Genomic DNA, 19,263 nt, shown 5'->3' with positions numbered 1-19,263 from the left:
CAATTCTCCTATTCTTAAATAGCAGGCATTACATTTCCGCCGTTTACAGGGATGTAGGCGCCTGTAATGAAGCTGGAGAGGTCCGATGCCAAGAAGGCTACTGTGTTTGCAATCTCTTGATCCGTACCTCTTCGTCTCAGAGGTACATTCCGCGAATAATCATTATTCTCTTCCGCGTTATTTGCTCTGTCGCGATCACTAATGGTCCACCCTGGCGCAACCTGGTTCACGGTAATGCCATGCTCGCCCGCTTCTTTGGCTAGAACTCGGTAGACGCCGTCCATTCCGCGTTTTCCAGCGGTATAGGCGGATTGGTTAGGGAAGTTTTGCATGGCGCATTCCGTATTTATGCCAATTACTCTCCCTTCCTTGCGCTCAATCATAGCGGGAAGAAAGGCTTTAGCCAAATATACGCTTTGCAGTACACAGGACTCGAATTGACTCACATAATCGGATGCTGGCTGCTCAAGAATGCTCTTCCATTGATATTGAATGACCGCATTAGCGACTATGATATCAACGTGGCCGAGCTGCTTAGAAACATTCTCTTTCATTGCATAAATGTGCTGTTCATTCGTAATGTCCGCCTGTATAATCATCGCACGTCTTCCAAGAGCCGTAATTTCCTCATGCAACTCCTTCGCTTTGGCTTCGTTATTCAAATAGTGAATAACAATGTTAGCACCGCAGCTTGCAAGCGTACGAGCCATTACACGGCCCAAATCACCTGTTGCACCTGTTATTAACGCCGTTTTATTCGTCAAATCAATTTGCATGATAGATATCACCCTTCTGATCCGAAAGTTTGTTATATATTTTATTATTAATTATGCTACCAAAAAACTCAACTGTTTTATGGATAACGCTTATCAAAAGCTATTATTTATTCACATGTGAATGACTCAACAAATTAATTTATACTTTGATTATCTTCTTTAGGGAGAAAATAAGCATTTTACAGCAATATTCCTTGTGATTTCGGCTATTTTCATGTATATTACTCACTATAAGCATACTAAACATTCACATATGTATTAATAATTGCTTTCAACCGGAGGTTATAAATTGAAAATCGACCTATCTGAGCAACGATTGCCTATATTTGAGGCTATCTCTAGTAATGTACGTATCCAAATCATCCACCTACTCTCTAAAAAGTCGATGAATATTCGTGAGCTTGCCGAAGCATTAGGTCTAAGCAGCGCTATTATGACCATGCATGTCAAGAAACTGGAGAAAGCAGAAATTATTCGTTCTGAAATGACGCCAGGAAAAGGCGGCGCAGCACAAAAGGTTTGCTCTCTCCACATGGACGGACTAGAGATCATTTTCCCGCGCAAGGATGTCGTTCATCGGGAATCTCGAAGAACAGAGGTATCCATTGGTCATTATACTGATTTAAGCATTGTTCCAACCTGCGGTATTTGTACAACGGAGAATGTAATCGGTATATTTGATGATCCGAGATATTTCCTTGACCCTGACCGTGTCAACGCCAAAATTTTATGGTTCTCACAAGGCTATATTGAGTATAAAATCCCTAACTTTCTGCTAAGCAGCGAAAGTCCGGATGAGCTTGAAATATCGATGGAAATTTCATCTGAAGCTCCTTTAACCAATATGAACTGGCCTTCTGATCTTACCTTCTTCTTCAATGGCATTAACGTGGGCAGCTGGACGAGTCCTGCCGACTATGGGGGCAAAGGCAAGCTCAATCCTTCTTGGTGGTTTGACGATGTCAATCAATTCGGTCTGCTAAAGCGACTGATTATCAAGAAGGAGGGTACTTACATGGATGGCATTAAGCTCTCTGATGTAAGTCTAGATGAAATAGATATCCGCAACAGCAACTGGACCTTCCGTATTGCTATTCTGGATGATGCCGAGCATATCGGAGGCGTAACGCTATTCGGAGCAGGCTTTGGCAATTACAATCAAGATCTCATCTTTAAGCTTTATTACACGAAGCTGGCACAAGAAGACCGCGTGCAGGCTCAATAATGGAAAGAGGAACCCGAGCTAAGGGTTCCTCTTTTTTTTATAGACTGGCAAACATGCTGTCCAGCGCTCTCCAATTGCTTCCTATCCATTTGTTCTCTTCCCTAAAACGCTTGATGGATGCCGTATCCTTAGCCTTCTCAACCCAGAGCCATTCAGCTTCCTTCCACCAAGACAACCGCATTGACCTAACCATCTTCTCAGCTGTCAAAGATCTGTGCTCTCGGTAGCCTCTAACAAATGCATTCACTTTCTCCATTTGAATCACATTGTTATCCAATGCACAGGATAAAACGGATCTTGATAAGTCGAATTCAGGATATACATAATGGACACGGTCAAAGTCTAGAATGGCCGAAACGGAGTCAGAGTGAAATAGAATATTATCGACAAACAGATCCCAATGTCCCCAGCCTTGCTCACATCCCGAAAATATATCTAGATCTGTCTCATCAATGATTTGCCTTTGAATTTCTAGTGCTGCAATCGTTTGATGGCATGCCTTCAAATTAGCATCAAGCCATCGCTTATTCCAAAGCTCCACCATGCTTTCCTTCGTTCTTACATGCCAATGCAGCGGCTGATTTGGATCATTATTAGCATTCAGAAGCTCATGCATGGCTCCCGTTATTTGCCCCAAATGATACATTTGACGCTCATTGGCAGAGCCTGGCTTTATCACATTCCCCTCGCATAATTCCATTAAAACAAAACGTTCCCCAGAGGGTGTTTCCTGCACATATTTCCCTCGATACGAAAATAGCTTTGGAGAGGGGATTCCTTTCTTTTGCAAAAGATCATGCTGGGACATCGAAATCTCTAATCCTTCGAGAAGCTGCTTGGGATAGCGAATTTTATTAAATTGCTTAACAAAAAAACTTCCGACGTCCGCTTCTATTCTCCACTTTAAATTCATATAGCCAAGCTCAATTTCAGAATAAGCCTTAACCGTTATCCCAAAAAAAGCAGCAATCGATTCAAATATTTCAATTCTGATCCTTTCCACCATGTCGCTTATCGCACTCACTCCTTCAATCGTAAAATGGATCAAGGAAGCTTTCTTTACTAGAAGTTTACGCCGAAGGGGCGGCTCTATATGCTTAGCTTAGCAATTAGAGCCGCCCCTTCCATTACTATTTCCCTTCTGGCGGAAGAAGGATAATTCGGCCATCCTCAAGCTCAACTCTAAGCTTGTTGGAGTTTTTCACTCCAATCGACTCCAAGTAATTCGAAGGCACCTGCAAACGGCCGGCTTTATCCAGCACCGCATATTCCACATGAGTGCTTTCCTCATCCTCTGACTCCTCAAGCTCAGCAAGCTCTTCGGCATAAGAGCGTCGGCGCAGCATTTCCGATGAAATCTTTCCGTCGCGGATGGCTGCTACACGGTCAACCTTCTTGGCGAGCTCGGGATCATGCGTAACGATAACGACCGTAATTCCGATTGTACGATTGAGTTCACGGAACAAATCAAGAATTTGATTGGCCATCCGCGAGTCTACCGAACCTGTCGGCTCATCCGCAAGCAATATCTTCGGATAGTTGGCAAGTGCTATCGCAATTGCCACACGTTGCTGCTCACCGCCAGAAAGCTCATAAAGCTTATTCGATGCGCGATGACTGAGACCAACCGCATCCAGCAGCTCCTTCGCACGCCAACGCTTGCGGTTGCCCGTAAGCAAAATTGGCAGCTCAATGTTCTCTTGCGCGGTCAAATACGGGATCAAGTTTCTCGCATTATTTTGCCAAACAAACCCTACGCTCTCTCGCTTGTAACGAACAAAATCACGTTCCTTAAACTTCAGCATATCCTTGCCGTCTACCATCAGTTTGCCGGCTGTTGGACGATCTAAGCCGCCAAGCATATTCAGAAGCGTTGACTTTCCGCTCCCGCTGTTGCCGATAATCGCCATCAGCTCGCCAGATTCGATCTGAAGATCTAAGCCTTGCAGGGCGAATACTTCTAGATCCGCTGTTTTGTATATTTTGACTAGTCCTTCGCAATGAATCATCGTTTAATCCTCCCCTAGCTTGATCGCTTGATGAATACGCAGTCGAGACAACATATAGGCCAGTATGCCAAGACCAAACAGCAGCATGAATCCGACCAAGATGTATATGCGCATCAAATCTGAGGAATCAAACATGACTTTAAATGGCGGCACCAGACTGCTTGGGTTAAATGCAATTTGGAAATTAGGCACGTAGAGCAAGCTTGCAACATTGCCAACAAGAATACCTATCAGCACCGCAACACCGGAGGTAAGCAGCTGCTCGATTCCAAGCATTCCGATAAGCTGTTTCAGTGATAATCCGATCGCTCGTAAAATACCATTTTGCAATGTTCGGCCGCGCAGCGATAACACCCAATACAGTAGGAAACCAATGAAGCTGACCAGAATCGATAATACGAAGCCGAGAGTCAATATCCCATTAAGCGCCATCAAGAATGGATCATTTTTGGCTTTAATTAGCTCTTCTCGCGTATTTACAATACTTGTAATCGGCAGCTTCGATGCAGTAAGTCCTTCATAAAATTGTGCAGTCGTTGCTTCTGGCTTCAGCTTAATCCATACATCATAAGGCTCAAGAGCGATCTGAACCTGAATGCGCGGCAAGTGACCTACAATAAGCATCGGAGCATTGCTTAATTCTTTCTCTTTACTTGCATCAACACTGCCAATAGCAGGATTGGGATTAAAGGTTGGGAAATACTCAATTATGCCGAATATTTTGAAGGGCTGCTGGGAAACATCTCCCCAGCCTAACCATATTGTATCGCCTGCTTTTGCTTTTTTCTGATCAGCCAATGTTCGGGAGATCAATACAGCTTGCGGATCAGATGCCATCATATTCAAGTAATCATTAATTGGATAGTCCAGTAAGCTATCCCGGAACCATGTGGTTTCACCAAACTCATCCGTATCAATTCCCATTAATGTAGCTGCGCCGTTGCCCTCATTCACACTAAAGTTAACCTCTTTGGTAAAGACCTTAGCAGCCGATTCCACACCTTCAAGTGTCTTGAAGGGTTCAAAGGCAGGTTCTACATAATGGACAGGCGCCGCTATAACTGGAGTCGTCGGCGCAGGAGCACCGCCGCCACCCGGCGCTGGCGGCGGCGGGGCATCATTGACCCATTTGGATTTCAAAATAATGTCAGCACCATTACCATAACGTATTCGGTCTTCTGTATTATTATTGATCGTTCTTGCTGCCGAAGCGCTGAATACACCTGTCGCTATCGTCATAATGAGGAAGATCATCAAAAATTGATATTGCGTGCTGGAGCGCCCTACCTGAATCAATGTGGCATATACAGAAGGCGGCCACCACTTCTTGCCGATCCAATAAACCAATCGCAGCACCCATGGATATAGACGCAGCAGCAGCAAGCCTGCACCCATAATAAATAAGGCAGGAACGATAAACTGAAGCGGATCAATATTCAAATCAGTAGCGTTGAGACCTAAGCTTTTCAAATCAGCAAGGCGCTTTTTGAACGTATTCAGCCCATAAAGAGCGAGTGCAAGCGCGATGACATCCAGAAACATTTTATGCCACAGCGGTGATTTCAAAAGTCTTGCCATTTGCTGCTTATGCCCAACGATCGAGACGCGAGTTGCCATAATAATCGGAATCAACATGATAACAAAGCAAATGCCTGAGGCGATTGCTCCATATTGATAGGCTTCGGTCGTTATTCTAACCGGCAAACGCACACGAGACACAAACTCTAGGAAACCGTTAGAAGATCCTAACATTTCCGTTAGCACGATGCCAAGAAGCGGTCCAACACCGAAAGCGATTCCACATAATAGGATTCCTTCTACCCCATAGGAGGTAATGACCTGCCAACGCGCAGCTCCCCTGCTTCGCAATACCGCAATCTCATTTTTCTGACGCTCCGCGATCAGATTAGATACCATAAACATGTAGAATCCAAGCATGATCAGTACGGGAACATTGAGCGACCACATTAGCGTTTTCAATTGATCTGCCCGCTTCAAATACTTTGCAATCGTATCAAGTGCAGGTGTCTCCGACACACTCTGATACATCGTTACATTTTTGAGCGTGACATTTCGTATTTTGGTAATCGTACCTACAAAATCATCCACGAATCGAAGCTCAAGCTTCGAATAATCAAGTACAAAAAACCATCCCACTGAAACGACTGGTATTCTCGCTTCCTGCAAGAACTGCTGATTCGCTATACTATTGCTAATGATAAAGCTGTTAGAAAGCTCACTCAGATCGGTATCCCGAAAATAAGGATCATCATCCGATTTCTTCTCAAACACGCCGACAGGCTTAAACCTTATTTCCCCGGCAATTTTTTCATCATTTACGACAAATTCTGAGTCAATCACCGCTTTGAACTGAACCAGAGCACGATTTGTTACCAATACCTCATAGACACCATCGACGGGTTGTTCCGCTGCTGGCATACGACCATCCGTCAGCTTAATATGCTCTTCAAGATCAGAAAAGGAGCGCAATGACATCGATTTGAGTGATTTATTGGCATTCGTCTCTGGATCGTTCTTCGCTTTGATCTTCATCGTTTTCGTCTGAAAATCAGTAACAAGCTCCTGAACGGGAATCTGGAAGCTAGCCGAAGCTTCGTCATTTATGTAGGTATTCATCCTGTTATAAATGCGATTCATTTGCTCAGGCGTTTCTTTCGTAAAAAATATCTTATTATAATGAGAGCCTGGATATCTGCCGGATTGGCTCTGCATCGTCTCTAAGTCCTTAACCAGCATCCTTGACAAGACAGCCTCTGAATAGATCGGCATGCTGCTTACCAAGGCGACTGATATGACGAGGCCCATAAACAAGCTGGCAACCAGCCATTTATTCTGAACCATTTTACGTAAAATCATTACAAACAAAGCCACTCCAAAACCTCCCTAGCGTAAACGGCTGAAGCCGTGCATGCGGCAAAAGCTTGTTAACGGATTATCGCTTACCTTATTGCAAGACGACTACCGCGCCCTCTTCCAAGCCCTTTGTTATTTCGATTTCAGTAGAGCCTTTAATGCCTGTCTCTATATCGATTTCACGAATTTTGTTTCCGTCCTCCAAAGTTCGCACGAACGTTCTTCCTAGGAAGCTTCGCACTCCGCTTTTCGCTATTTTCAACACATCCTCACGCTGCTGCAAAATAATTTTCACATCTGCAAAGGCTCCTATTTTCGCGTCAGCCGGCAGATCCGGCAATTCGATAAATAATGTCTTCGCATAGCGCTCTTGAAGCTGTTGATTGAGTGTTGTTGGAGCAGAAGATGGCGTCTGCACGACTTTGCCTTTCAGCTCTGTCGAGCCTAATACGACCAATGCCGGGTATCCAACGTTAACAGCGGTTAGATCCGTTCCCGTTTCAACACCAAGAGATATCCGCAGCTTAGAAGGATCAGAAATGATAACAAGTGTCTGATAAGCATCGACAAAATCGCCTGGCTCTAAGTCTTCAACGAACGTTACTTGACCGTCTATTTCTGCAACCAGCTGTTTGCTATCTGAGGTAGTCTTTAGTCTTTCTAGCTTTAATTTCTCAATTTCCAATTGCAGTTGTGCGATGTTCAAGGAATCACTATCGCCTGATAATTTGGTTTGCTTAACCGACAGCTTCGCTCTTTCTACTGAAAGCTCCTGTTCCTTTAATTGAATATCCAGCCCATCCACATTTAATTGAACGAGCAAATCGCCCTTCTTAACCATATCGCCGGAGGAAACGAGCATCTTCGAAATGCGGCCTCCTTGGCCTTTGAATTGTGCTACTTCAAAGTTGGTAGATTCGAGTGTGCCGTTTCCGTTAATTTCCTGCGAAATCGTACCCTTCTCTACTACAACGGTTCGATAGTTTTCTTGTGCCGGCTTGACGAGAGGGGGCTTTAAAGCAGTCTCTTCCGCTGGAAGCAAGGAGCACCCCGTTAGCGAAGCACTAATGAGAAGCACGAATGACATGCCGAGTATTTTATTTCGCTTGAATGACAATTTGTCCATCCTCCAATTCATACACATGATCAACAATTTCCATTATGGCAGGATCATGTGTCGTCATGATGATTGTCATTCCCGCCGTTTCTACTAAATCACGAAAAACTTTCATAATCTGCAAGCCAGTGCGGCTGTCTAATTCTGCTGTTGGCTCATCCGCTAGCAGCAGCTTTGGCTTATGCGCAATTGCCCGTGCGATTGCCGTTCTTTGCTGCTCCCCGCCTGACATTTCGAAAGGTCGGTGATGCATGCGGCTTTTCAAGCCAACCTGCTCTAATGCTCCTATAGCAGCATCCTTCCGGCCGCTCGACGGCACACCAGCAACTCGTAATATAAACTCTACATTTTCGTAAGCTGACATTAATGGTATTAGTGCGAAAGATTGAAATATAAGTCCCATTTCCTTGCGTCTCACGCGATCCCTATCTATGTTAGACATTGAAGTTAAGTCGCGCCCATCAAACATGATTTGTCCTTCCGTAGGCCTGTCCAACGCACTGAGCAAGTTGATCAGCGTCGTTTTGCCTGAGCCGGACCTCCCTTTAAAGGCAATTAACCGCCCCGCAGGAATCGACAAATCTACTCCCTTTAATACCGTAACAGCGCCGCTCCCGCGTCCGAACGTCCTTTTTAAAGCGCTTGCATGAATGATATCGCCCGCTGATGGGTGCATGGTATGACAATCCTCCATTTCCAATTAAGCAATTACATTTGTATCTTTTTCCATTTTAACCGTGTCTATCTATCCGCACAAGAAAAAAATAAAGCCCTCTACCCGCTATTTCTGGGGGCAGAAGGCTTCCTATCATTTATACATTCAGATTTAAGCAAAAGATAACAATCGTAACCGTCAAAATACTTAAAATAGTAGAAACGAAAACCGATTGAGAGGCAAATTCAGCCTCATTGTCGAATTCAACCGCCAGCAGCACGCTGCTCAGTGATGTAGGAACAGCCGAGGAAACGATTAGCGCCGCTGACGTTAGCGTATCAAAGGACATAAGGGAAACGATAAGCCATGCAAGCAAGGGACCTGCGACTAGCCTAAGCATGCCTGATAAGCTTACATCGATCAACAGCGACCGCTTTATTTTCCACTCCATATTGCCGAGCTGTACGCCTAACGTAATGAGTGCCGTCCCGATGAAAGCATCTGCTAAATACTTTAAAGGCGTGGCAATCGGCTGCGGAATCGGAACCTCGAACCCTCTTAATAGAAAGGCAATCGGAATCACATAAATGATCGGCATGGAGAGTATCGTTCGCCAGATCATCCGCATATTTGCTTTATGAGCGTTCACATTGTATATGCCGTAAGTGTTTGGCACAAGCGATTGCATCATCATAATGAGTACCTGGATCGCCAGCGTTTCTTTGTTTCCCGCAAAAGCCAGCTGATTCAGCGGTATGCCGTAGTTGGCGCTGTTGTAGAACAGAACACTATTTCTCATTGCGCTCTTCATACTAGGCGCATAGCCTCTCATACGGATGACCGCTTCAACGATGAGATACTGTGCAACCATAAATAAGAGAAAGAAAAATAAGACGCTTACGATTACATTCACGGAAATAGCGGTTTTATAAAGCAAATCGAACATGATAGCTGGGGAGAATAAATAAAAATTCAATTTAGATAAGGTTTTGATATCCAGCTTAAATGCTCGTTGTATGATGATTCCAAGACCAATCATAATGATCATCGGAAGCACGTTCGTTAATAAAATATGTAGAAAAATTTGCATAGCTGCATCGGCTTCCTTCTATTAGCTTCGTTAGTGTGAGTAGACCAGGCTGCGCTTTCCCCTAATCCTAATAGATTGCTTCACTAATAGTAATAGTTTAGAGGCCGATTTAACATGCTGTCAATGCTTAGCTACCATTAGCTTAAGTTCCGAGAGCAATTGATCCAGCTGTGCATAGCCTTCAACCATCGTTTGAATCTTCTCATCCTGTGTTTCCATGCTGGCATGAACCTCTTCAACCGATGCCATATTTTTCTCCGTTGTATTGGCTATGTTAATCATTTCCCCAGAGAGAGAGGCATACTGCGCATGAAGATGCTGGGCAGAGCCCCCAACGATATCGGAATGCTGTCTCACAAGCTCCGTATTATCATTAATTCGGCCAATAAGCTGCTGTACTTGCTTGGATACATCACGGCTAATCGTAACCGCTTCTTGTCCACTCGCAACCTGTGCATGTACGGCGCTTATTTGTGTTCGGATACCGGATAATATTTCTCCGATTTCATTCGTGGATGTTCTCGCATTATCAGCTAGCTTGCGAACCTCGCCCGAAACGACAGCAAAGCCTCTTCCATGCTCGCCTGCACGAGCTGCTTCAATTGCGGCATTAAGCGCTAATAAATTCGTTTGCTCTGCAATGCTGCTGATCGTTTCCACAATTGAGCTTACGCGATCATTTTGCTCATTAAGCTGATTCATCATCTCCACCGTATGCATAATAATAGAACGAACACTCTCTACCTCGTTAGACAACGCGACCATCTGCTTGCGATTCTGGTCCGTAAGCGTTGCGTTATCCGAGGAATATTGCTGCAATAAAGCCGTTCCTTCCAGCAGCTGCTTCACTGCTGAATCAATAATTTGCGTAGACTCATTAACGTTTAAAATGGTACCCGTCTGCTTCTCGATCGCTGTCGACATTTCAGCGAACGTAATGGTCACTTCTTTCGAGATGTCACCCGTTGAACGAACAGTCGATTGCTGACTGCTGCTGAAAGCAGTAAGCGTAAGAATAGATGATTTCATCTTGGCAATCAGATCCTCAGCTAGATCCTTTGAAGCTAACGCCTCGCGCTGCTTCTCCGTCACCTGCCGCTGCAGCTTTTGACTGAAATTAGCCGAGAAGGCTAGCGCTACTGTCGCAAAAATTAAATATAAATACAGATACACAATGGATTCATTAGGGAATAGTCGCGGCTGTAGAACAGGATCAAGAAATAAGTAGGTACTCAGCGCTGCTCCAAGCAAGCCAGTCATAATGATGGGTTTGTGATCCGCATATAACGTGATAATAGCCAAATTAACATAGACGAGGAAATAGGTACTCACAATGGGATTGGGATCAGAAGTGATGAGCAGCGTTACAACAACCGTCAATATTATGGGTACAAAGTATTTAATATACTCGGTCAGAATAAAGCGATAGGTCATAAACGTAGCTATACCTCCCAAAAGGGAACCGACTCCGAGAAGAAGAAGCACCAGATTTATTCCTAATCCAATAGCCAGATCCGTCAGTACGCCAAGGGCAAGCAAGCTCCATATGATCTTTATTAATAACCGATTTCTTTTATCTAACTCTGTAAGCTCTCTTTTCACAGTATTTCCACCTTTATCCCAATGTGTTTGTGTCTTTGTCCTTCAGCTACTCCTTCCTTCCAGAAGCAGCGGCGTGCTGCATCGTTAACTGGCTTTCTTCTGAATAGCTCAGCCAAGGATAACGATGCTTATTTTGATACATTTGTTCCATGTCAAACAGAACAGGAATGACATAGTCGCCCTTATAAAATACCTTCTCTCCTACCTTCTCCAATGGAACTTGAAAGGATATGCGCAGCGCCCTTAAAAATACTGGCTCCAGCAGGGAAACAAAATACTTTAATTGACGTTTTTCTGCAATATAAACCGCTGATGAAAGTAGATCCGAAATATAAAAGCCTCGATACGGTCTCAATAGTGCCATCTTGTCAATTTCAGCAACTGCAGCGCCCGCTTGGATCAATTTCGGAAGCTCCCGAAACTGCGCAGTGTCGTTGATTTTACTTGAAGTGCGACAATACGATTTAATTTCCGATGTACCCACGCAATGACCTTCAGGTGTAACAATAATGAACCTGTCCAGAGCCTGATCAGAAAATTCCAGTTCAAATCCTTTTTCCATCCAGACGGTTGTCCAAATGCCGTTAAACATAGCCAGCTCGAGTTCGGTTTCAACTCGCTTGAACATTATTCATCTCCCCCGATTCGCAGGTAAAATATGTAGTCAGTATTTTTTATCGGAAAAAAATCAGAAATAATGTACAGTTTCTCTATATAATTTATGTAAACTCATTTATTTTAATAAAAAGGTCATTATATCTTCACATATTATTACAAAATAAATAAATATCCCGCTCTTAATTGAATGCATGGTCTGCATACAACTTAGAGCGGGATATCTAATGAAGTGATATTTAATAGCGCGACCGAGTTGAGTCTACTCTGATCTATCCTTCCTTCGGATTGCATTCATTCGATATATTCCAATCTGCTATTTTCCAAAAAGACGGCTTAGGTTGATGCGCTTGGTCAAATACGAACGGCCAGTTTTTCCTGCCCTTCACCGGAAAATCATCAAGCCATGTATAATCATCCGCTGCTCCCCAGAAGGTAACCGATGTGATGGAATCCTTATACTCTCGGAATAAGCGAAATACTTGCTCGTAACGCTCACCCTGCAATTCCAGCATTTCAGCCGTCGGCTCCAATAGATCTGAACGTCGATCCTCAAAATCAAACATGGATATATCCAGTTCCGTCACCTGCAGTTGCAAGTCAAGCGCAGCATAACGTTCAATCGCTTCTCTAATATCGTCTATACTCGGGCCGTTCAAATTCCAGTGTCCCTGCAGCCCAACACCATGAATAGGAACCTCATGCTCCTTTAAGGACTGTAGAAGACGAATGATTTTATCACGTTTCTCAGGGAAACACTCATTATAATCATTGTAGAAAAGCAGAGCTGAAGGATCTGCTTCATGCGCATATTGAAATGCTTTGGCAATATAATCTTCCCCAATAATTTGCAGCCAATTGGAGTCTCGCAGCCATACACCGCTTTTATCTTCAATGACTTCATTTACTACATCCCAGCCGTAAATACGTCCCTTATATCGTCCCGCCACCGTATCCATATGCGATTTCATACGTTCCAACAGCAAAGCTCTGCTAGCAGGAGCTCCGTCGTCCCCCTGAAATACCCAGTCCGGCGTCTGATTATGCCAAAGAAGGGTATGACCGCGCATTCTCATCCCATGCTGCTCCGCGAAGCCCACAAGCTTATCCGCTGCCTCAAAAGTATAGAGGTCAGGCTCTGGATGAATACGTTCGAATTTCATATCATTCTCAGCTGTAAGACTCGTATAATGAGTCGCCAACAGCTCCTTTTGTGTCACTATGGTGTTTAAATTTACAGCTGATCCGATATCAAAATAATTCCTGTATTGCTCACCCAGCCTAGGGATCGAGCGTTTCAATTCTTTTGCCATGCTGGTTACCTTCCCTCCTGAAAATAGCTATACGCTAACTGCTCACTCTATCAATCCCACTTCTAATAAATGACTCTTTCCTTCTCATCTGATATACCTGATTTTCGGTAAAAGTACGTATTAATAATGTCCCGCCACTGCTTGGCATTCTCTAGCTGCTCTTCCAATCTAGCTCGCACATGCGTATATCTTTCACTATCCATATGTCCTTCCAGCTGAGACCATCTCGAGATGAAATAGGCGACACGCTCCACGCCTTCGAAATGCATATCATATATGTGCTGGATAACCGTACTTCCGGACTTTAACCGGTGCCTATAGGAAACATGGTGAAAGAAAAGCAGCAGCTCATCCGGACATGTCTCCAAGTTCTCATAGATTTCAGAATTCTCACGCCCGTAATGACTTGTATATCCCGTTCCTGTCGCTGCTGTCCGATCTACACCAATGCCATTCCTATCCGCAAAATGATAGGTTCCCCATTTGGAGTACTCGTAGCCATCTACATCAGGACCATAATGATAGTGAGGCTTAACCATCCAGCCAACACCCAGTGGCGCTGTATAGCTCTCATATATGGACCGTGATTCCAAAAGAAATTGCCCAATCGTTTCTTGTATAACCTCATCCTGACCGAACGTCAATGCGATCCATTCATCGAGAATTTCCGCTGCAGTCAGATCAGGGTTCCAGATCAGCCGACCATAACCGTATAGATTAGCTTGCGCCAAATGATGACCAGTCCAGTTCCCATCATCCCCGATATTGCTAACCGCAGTAATCCCGCAATGCTTCATGGAGAATTTGTTGCCCGCTACTATTTCCTTCACCGTACTGCTGTCGTCGCCATGACGAGTATCAAAATCTAAAATTTCCTTCCACTGAGGAATCAAATAGCAGACATCCCGCTGCTGACCAGTATATTCCTGCGTGATTTGAAGCTCGAGCATCTGATTGGTAGCCTCCATTGCACCGAATAGCGGCGATACCGGCTCTCGAACTTGAAAGTCCATCGGCCCGTTCTTGATTTGCAAAATAACATTATCTTTAAAGCGACCGTCAAGCGGCTTAAAGTGGTCATACGCAGCGCGAGCTCGATCCGTGGAACGATCACGCCAGTCCTGATGACAGTTGTATACGAAGCAGCGCCATAGGACGAGTCCGCCGAACGGCTCCAGCGCCTCTGCCAGCATATTGGCACCATCCGCATGATCGCGCTCATAGGTGAAGGGTCCCGGCCGATTTTCAGAATCAGCCTTTACAAGAAAACCTCCAAAATCGGGGATTCGGTTATAAACCTCCGCTGCCTTCTCCCTCCACCAAGCACGTACAGACTCATCAAGCGGATCAGCCGTCTCCAAATCGCCAAGCTCGATAGCAGCGGCGTAATTGACGCTTAGGAACAGCTTGATCCCATAATCACGGAACAGATTCGCAATGCTAGCTACATCACCAAGAAAAGCCTCCGTAATAAGATAAGTTTCCTGTCGATGTACATTTACATTGTTAATAGCGATACCGTTAATACCAACGGAGCTCATCATTCTCGCATAATCACGCAGTCGCTCCGAACCCGACAGCACCTCATTATTTTTGAAAAAAATGGATTGGCCCGAATAGCCGCGTTCGACACTGCCATCCATGTTATCCCAGTGATTAATCAGTCTAAGTCCGTATTTAGGTGATTCCTCTATTCTAAGCTCAGTCAATGAGTTTCCTGTCTGCAGCATTCGGAGTAGATGAAATACACCGTACAAAATGCCCTTCTCCGATCTCCCGCCTATCAGCAGCAGGTCGCGATCCTCCCTGCGAATCGTTTGAATTAGAAACCCTTCATCAGACAAGCGTTCCTGTGCTTCCATACAAGCTTCCTTAGGGAGCCACTTGCAGTTGTTCAACCGTGCAAGTACAATGCTGCGCTTCTGCTTGGGTTCCGTAGAAATGTCAGGCGTCTCTCCGACTAACATACGGATTCCGTTCACCAGTTCATCAACTGCCGTCTTTAACGGGCTGTGCTCAAGCGTTTGTGCCCCTTCAGCTGGAATAATGATCTCCTTCGTCCAGCTCGCATATTCCACCTGCAAAGCGGTATCCTTCAACTTCTCGTAACGCAGCCAACCCTTATAGCCGCTATCTCCCATGCCAATTCCTCCCCATAAAACAAGCCGCTCCCGCCCGATTGCCAGAATCGTCGAATGGGAGGCGGCTTTCTTTATCTTTTTTTATAAACCAATCCTGAAATCTCAACCAATCCTTACGATTCCATTAACCCTTTACGCCGCCAACTGTCATCCCTTTTACAAAATACTTTTGCAGGAAGGGATAGACCATAATAATCGGCAAGCTTGCTACAATTGTCATCGTTGCACGAATGGATGTAGGCGTAACACTTGTTACTCCACTTTGCCCCGAAGCGAATTGATCAGCTGCCGTCAGAGAGGTTGCTGCTGTATTCGACGTTTGCAATATTTTCATAAGCTCGTATTGCAGCGTGCTCAGCTCAATTCGCGAGGAGTTGTAGAGAAAGACATCGAACCAGGAATTCCATTGCCCAACCGCTACAAACAATGAAACGGTAGCCAGCGCTGGTATGGTCAGAGGCAGAACGATCCGCAAGAACGTCGTAAAGTCTCCTGCTCCGTCGATTTTTGCTGATTCCATGATGCCGTCAGGCAGACCCTCGATAAAGGATCGAATAACAATCATATTGAATACACCGATAATGCCGGGAATAATGTACACCCAGAAGCTATTGAGAAGATGAAGCTCCTTAATTAACAGGTAGCCGGGAATGAGTCCCCCGCTGAAGTACATCGTAAAGATGAACGCAATCGTAACAAATTTGCGAAGCACGAATTCTTGCCTGCTGATCGTAAAAGCTAGCATAGCGGTACAGAAGACGGATACAATCGTTCCAATAATGGTCCGAAGCCCCGAAATGAACGTAGCATGATAGATCGCTGCTTCGTTGAAGATGTACGTATAATTGTTCCACGTCCACATCCGAGGCCACATATAGATGCTGCCGCGGATCGAATCATTGGCATCGTTAAAGGAAAGGGCAAACATATTGATGAACGGATAAAGCGTAACGATCATCAAACAGATCATGAACAGAATATTACAAAAGTCGAATAGCTTATCCGGCAAGCCGGCGTATCTTTTGCGGGTGAAGCTCTTTTCGCTCATCGTGGTGACCTCCTTCAACAACGTTAGAATAGCCTGCTCTCGCCAAGCCTTTTCGCAATGGCATTGGCAGATAAGAGGAAGATAAAGCTGACAACGGTTTTAAAAATCCCTGCTGCCGTCGCCAAGGAATAGTTGCCCATGTTCATCCCATATTTGAGAACGAATATATCAAGGTTATCGGAATACTCTACGGTCATACCGTTGCCGAGCAAATATTGCGGCTCAAATCCCGATTCCAATATGTGCCCTAGGTTCATGATCAGCAAGATGACGATAACCGATTTCATCCCGGGAAGCGTAATGTTCAAAATACGCTGGAGACGACTCGCGCCATCAATCTCCGCAGCTTCATATTGCGAAGGATCAATTGTTGTAATCGCAGCCAAGTAGATGATCGTATTCCAGCCTACGTTTTTCCAAACCTCCGTAGAGCCGAGAATGCCCCAGAAATACTTGCCTTCACCAAGCCAGAGAATCGGAGAATCCAAAATATGCAGCTTTACTAATAAAATATTGATAATTCCTTCCGGCGATAAGGCCGAAGAAACGATGCTGGCCGCAACCACCCATGAAATAAAATGCGGCAAATAACTAATCGTCTGAACAACTCTTTTAAAATAAATATTACGAAGCTCATTTAATAAAATAGCGAGTACGATTGCTGTCACAAAGCCGAGTACCAAGTTGATTGTACTCATGACAATCGTATTGCGTAAAACCTGATAAAACGTGTCATCATTGAATAGGAACTTGAAGTTGGTCCAGCCTACCCATTCCTGATCAAACAGATCCTTTGCCGGTCTGAATTTCTGAAAGGAAATGATCCAGCCCCAGAGCGGAACATATTTAAATATGAACAGCCATAGCAGGAACGGAACCGACATAAACACTAAAACCTTTTGCTGAATAACCTTTTTAAGAAATCGTTGCATGCCTGAGCTCGCAGTTATGCCACTGACCTCGATAGGGGCTTGTGCTGTATGCTTCTCCACCTGTGTAATCTCCTCTCCTGCGAAAAAGATAGACAGGAGGGCCGGAACTGAATTCATTCAAGCCCTCCGACTATTTCTATATCCCTACCATTTACCTGCTGCGCGCTCTTTGACAATATTCGTAATGAATGCCTCATAGCCTTTTACGTCCAGCTTGTTGTACTCAGCAACGTATTCATTCCAAATTGAATCAAACTTTCCAGGCTCAGCAAGAACGAGCTTAGGAATATATTTCTTCTGCAAATCTCCGCCCTTTTGCTCGAAAATTTGTTCAGGTGTTCCTTGACCCTTGTTGATACTCCAAGCTGGGTACCAAGGACGATCATCTGGAGCAGCGAAGTATTCCGAGAATGTCTTCACGCCATATGCATCGAGAATCGCTTTGTCTCCGTCCGTATAGCCGGCATAAGCGACTTCACCCTGATTGCCTACTGCATAGGAGTTGCCATCAGCTAATAGAGAGTTGTTTCCATAACGCGGCCAGCTGTACTCAAAATACTGCCATCCGAATGTACGCTTGAACTCTGGATCATTTCGATCCGCAATTTGCTGATCATTCATGACATAACGGCCTTGATCATTTACGCTGTAGTTTTGATCTTTAATGCCCCATTGGACAAGAATTTGATTTTCTTCTGTAAGCAAATTATCAAAATATTTAATGATGCGCTCTGGATCTTTAGCTGATACCGAAATACCAATACCACGGTTATTAACGAAAGCGGCTGGATCTACGTATTGATCTTTTATTCCTTCATCGAAAACGATCGGAAGCGGTGCGTAACGCTTCTCATCAATGTCCGCTTTTTTCAAATTGTTCGTCGCATCGCCTACTTGCCAGCCATAGTTGAAATAGCCAAGAACGCGGCCGGAAGTCAGTTTAGCTAAGTATTGGTCTTTATTTGCCGTAAATGATTCTGGATCGAACAAGCCAGCGGTATTGACCTCGTTCAGCTTCTGAATCCAGCGTTTTTCTAAATCTGTTCCTTGGTATGTTTTTGCATCATGTGTATTCATGTCGACGATAACGCCGCCGTCATTCGGGTAGCCTGCCAAATGCATGGATGGATTGGTAATGGTGAAGAAGTTGTCAGCTACGCCTGCAAAAGTAGCGAAGCCGATCGTATTCTTGCCGTCAATTTGCGGGTATTTCTCTTGGTATTGCTTAATCAGATCAAAATATTGATCCAAGGTTTTGATCTTCGGATAATTGAATTCCTTCAATACCGCGCGCTGCATCCAGAAAGCGCCTTGGCTAATACCAGGATCTGCGATGTAGCCTTGGTTCGCTGAGAATGGCAGATGATAAATTTTACCGTCAGCCTGTCTGAATTTATCCATATAAGGTCCATATACACGTTTAATGTTTGGTCCGAACTTCTCAATCAGATCATCGAGCGGAATAAACGCGCCAGCATCAAGCAGCTTGTCAATCTCTCCCTCTGGAACGATGACATCCGGATAATCACCGCTTGCAATCATAACGCCGGACTTTGTTTTTACGTCGCCTACGAGAAACTCCATTTTCCAATCTATTCCGGTTTGCTTTTGCAATTCTTTACCGATTACCGTATCGCTAGCCAAAATGTCCTTGTTGTTGCCAAAGCCGTAATAAGAGAAGGTGACTGGTTTAACCTCTTCTTCTTTTGTTTCAGCGGTTGCGGCGGGAGCATTTGTTGGTTTTTTTTCTGTATTTTTCTCGTTGGTGTTGTTGCTGCAGCCGATTGCGCTAATCGACAAAATAGCAGTCAAGCCAATAGCCAAAAACTTCTTTTTCAGCATTTTTTATAACCCCTTTCATTCCCT

The 19,263-nt window shown here is 44.5% G+C and carries 15 protein-coding genes; 1 reads left to right on the top strand and 14 read right to left on the bottom strand.

The features are described 5' to 3' along the window. Positions 1–14: 14 nt before the first annotated feature. Entirely contained in the window at positions 15–776 is a 762-nt protein-coding gene (locus AC0YOD_RS23220) for an SDR family NAD(P)-dependent oxidoreductase (protein ID WP_475801708.1), read from the bottom strand. A gap of 289 nt (positions 777–1,065) precedes the next feature. On the opposite strand from AC0YOD_RS23220, the gene AC0YOD_RS23215 reads away from it, so the two are divergent. Continuing rightward, a complete protein-coding gene (locus tag AC0YOD_RS23215; RefSeq protein ID WP_475801707.1) occupies positions 1,066–2,001 on the top strand; it encodes an ArsR/SmtB family transcription factor in 936 nt (311 codons plus the stop codon). A 37-nt stretch (positions 2,002–2,038) separates the two neighbouring features. Here the strand turns inward: AC0YOD_RS23215 and AC0YOD_RS23210 are convergent, their stop codons facing one another. The 13 genes from AC0YOD_RS23210 to AC0YOD_RS23150 form a co-directional block, all read right to left on the bottom strand. Next, positions 2,039–3,004 carry a phosphotransferase gene (locus tag AC0YOD_RS23210; protein ID WP_475801706.1) on the bottom strand — a complete coding sequence of 322 codons (966 nt, stop codon included), beginning with the start codon at positions 3,002–3,004 and terminating at the stop codon, positions 2,039–2,041. Between the two features lie 127 nt (positions 3,005–3,131). Beyond that, positions 3,132–4,010, bottom strand: a complete 879-nt coding sequence (locus AC0YOD_RS23205) for an ABC transporter ATP-binding protein (RefSeq protein ID WP_475801705.1) — start codon at positions 4,008–4,010, stop codon at positions 3,132–3,134. 3 nt (positions 4,011–4,013) lie between these two features. After that, positions 4,014–6,902: an ABC transporter permease gene (locus AC0YOD_RS23200; RefSeq protein WP_475801704.1), complete on the bottom strand. Its 2,889-nt coding sequence runs from the start codon at positions 6,900–6,902 to the stop codon at positions 4,014–4,016. 73 nt (positions 6,903–6,975) lie between these two features. Next, positions 6,976–8,001: an efflux RND transporter periplasmic adaptor subunit gene (locus AC0YOD_RS23195; RefSeq protein WP_475801703.1), complete on the bottom strand. Its 1,026-nt coding sequence runs from the start codon at positions 7,999–8,001 to the stop codon at positions 6,976–6,978. Then, on the bottom strand, positions 7,982–8,677 hold the full coding sequence (locus AC0YOD_RS23190; protein WP_475801702.1) for an ABC transporter ATP-binding protein: 696 nt from the start codon (positions 8,675–8,677) through the stop codon (positions 7,982–7,984). The genes AC0YOD_RS23195 and AC0YOD_RS23190 overlap by 20 nt, the downstream gene beginning before the upstream one ends. A 136-nt stretch (positions 8,678–8,813) precedes the next feature. Beyond that, positions 8,814–9,746 carry an AEC family transporter gene (locus tag AC0YOD_RS23185; protein WP_475801701.1) on the bottom strand — a complete coding sequence of 311 codons (933 nt, stop codon included), beginning with the start codon at positions 9,744–9,746 and terminating at the stop codon, positions 8,814–8,816. Positions 9,747–9,866: 120 nt separating this feature from the next. Further along, positions 9,867–11,348, bottom strand: coding sequence for a methyl-accepting chemotaxis protein (locus AC0YOD_RS23180; RefSeq protein ID WP_475801700.1), 1,482 nt, complete (start codon positions 11,346–11,348; stop codon positions 9,867–9,869). A 46-nt stretch (positions 11,349–11,394) separates the two neighbouring features. Then, positions 11,395–11,976 carry a GNAT family N-acetyltransferase gene (locus AC0YOD_RS23175; protein WP_475801699.1) on the bottom strand — a complete coding sequence of 194 codons (582 nt, stop codon included), beginning with the start codon at positions 11,974–11,976 and terminating at the stop codon, positions 11,395–11,397. Between the two features lie 259 nt (positions 11,977–12,235). Next, on the bottom strand, positions 12,236–13,276 hold the full coding sequence (locus tag AC0YOD_RS23170; RefSeq protein ID WP_475801698.1) for an endo-1,4-beta-xylanase: 1,041 nt from the start codon (positions 13,274–13,276) through the stop codon (positions 12,236–12,238). A 62-nt stretch (positions 13,277–13,338) separates the two neighbouring features. Continuing rightward, positions 13,339–15,417 (bottom strand): alpha-glucuronidase family glycosyl hydrolase, encoded by a 2,079-nt coding sequence (locus AC0YOD_RS23165; RefSeq protein WP_475801697.1) that lies wholly within the window; start codon positions 15,415–15,417, stop codon positions 13,339–13,341. A 124-nt stretch (positions 15,418–15,541) separates the two neighbouring features. After that, on the bottom strand, positions 15,542–16,465 hold the full coding sequence (locus tag AC0YOD_RS23160) for a carbohydrate ABC transporter permease (RefSeq protein WP_475801696.1): 924 nt from the start codon (positions 16,463–16,465) through the stop codon (positions 15,542–15,544). Between the two features lie 23 nt (positions 16,466–16,488). Beyond that, complete coding sequence (locus AC0YOD_RS23155) at positions 16,489–17,397, bottom strand: ABC transporter permease (protein ID WP_475801756.1); 909 nt, start codon at positions 17,395–17,397, stop codon at positions 16,489–16,491. Between the two features lie 144 nt (positions 17,398–17,541). Continuing rightward, complete coding sequence (locus AC0YOD_RS23150; RefSeq protein ID WP_475801695.1) at positions 17,542–19,239, bottom strand: ABC transporter substrate-binding protein; 1,698 nt, start codon at positions 19,237–19,239, stop codon at positions 17,542–17,544. Positions 19,240–19,263: the final 24 nt, after the last annotated feature.

Source organism: Paenibacillus sp. J31P13 (assembly GCF_056269295.1).
Note: the sequence above shows the minus strand (reverse complement) of the source record. Positions and strands in the feature narration are given on the sequence as shown.

Excerpts from the sequence above, each read along its gene's own strand:
- AC0YOD_RS23175 (WP_475801699.1), bottom strand. The coding sequence starts at position 11,976 with ATGTTCAAGCGAGTTGAAACCGAACTCGAGCTGGCTATGTTTAACGGC.
- AC0YOD_RS23155 (WP_475801756.1), bottom strand. The coding sequence starts at position 17,397 with ATGCAACGATTTCTTAAAAAGGTTATTCAGCAAAAGGTTTTAGTGTTT.
- AC0YOD_RS23205 (WP_475801705.1), bottom strand. The coding sequence starts at position 4,010 with ATGATTCATTGCGAAGGACTAGTCAAAATATACAAAACAGCGGATCTA.
- AC0YOD_RS23150 (WP_475801695.1), bottom strand. The coding sequence starts at position 19,239 with ATGCTGAAAAAGAAGTTTTTGGCTATTGGCTTGACTGCTATTTTGTCG.
- AC0YOD_RS23170 (WP_475801698.1), bottom strand. The coding sequence starts at position 13,276 with ATGGCAAAAGAATTGAAACGCTCGATCCCTAGGCTGGGTGAGCAATAC.
- AC0YOD_RS23220 (WP_475801708.1), bottom strand. The coding sequence starts at position 776 with ATGCAAATTGATTTGACGAATAAAACGGCGTTAATAACAGGTGCAACA.
- AC0YOD_RS23165 (WP_475801697.1), bottom strand. The coding sequence starts at position 15,417 with ATGGGAGATAGCGGCTATAAGGGTTGGCTGCGTTACGAGAAGTTGAAG.
- AC0YOD_RS23160 (WP_475801696.1), bottom strand. The coding sequence starts at position 16,465 with ATGAGCGAAAAGAGCTTCACCCGCAAAAGATACGCCGGCTTGCCGGAT.
- AC0YOD_RS23185 (WP_475801701.1), bottom strand. The coding sequence starts at position 9,746 with ATGCAAATTTTTCTACATATTTTATTAACGAACGTGCTTCCGATGATC.
- AC0YOD_RS23190 (WP_475801702.1), bottom strand. The coding sequence starts at position 8,677 with ATGCACCCATCAGCGGGCGATATCATTCATGCAAGCGCTTTAAAAAGG.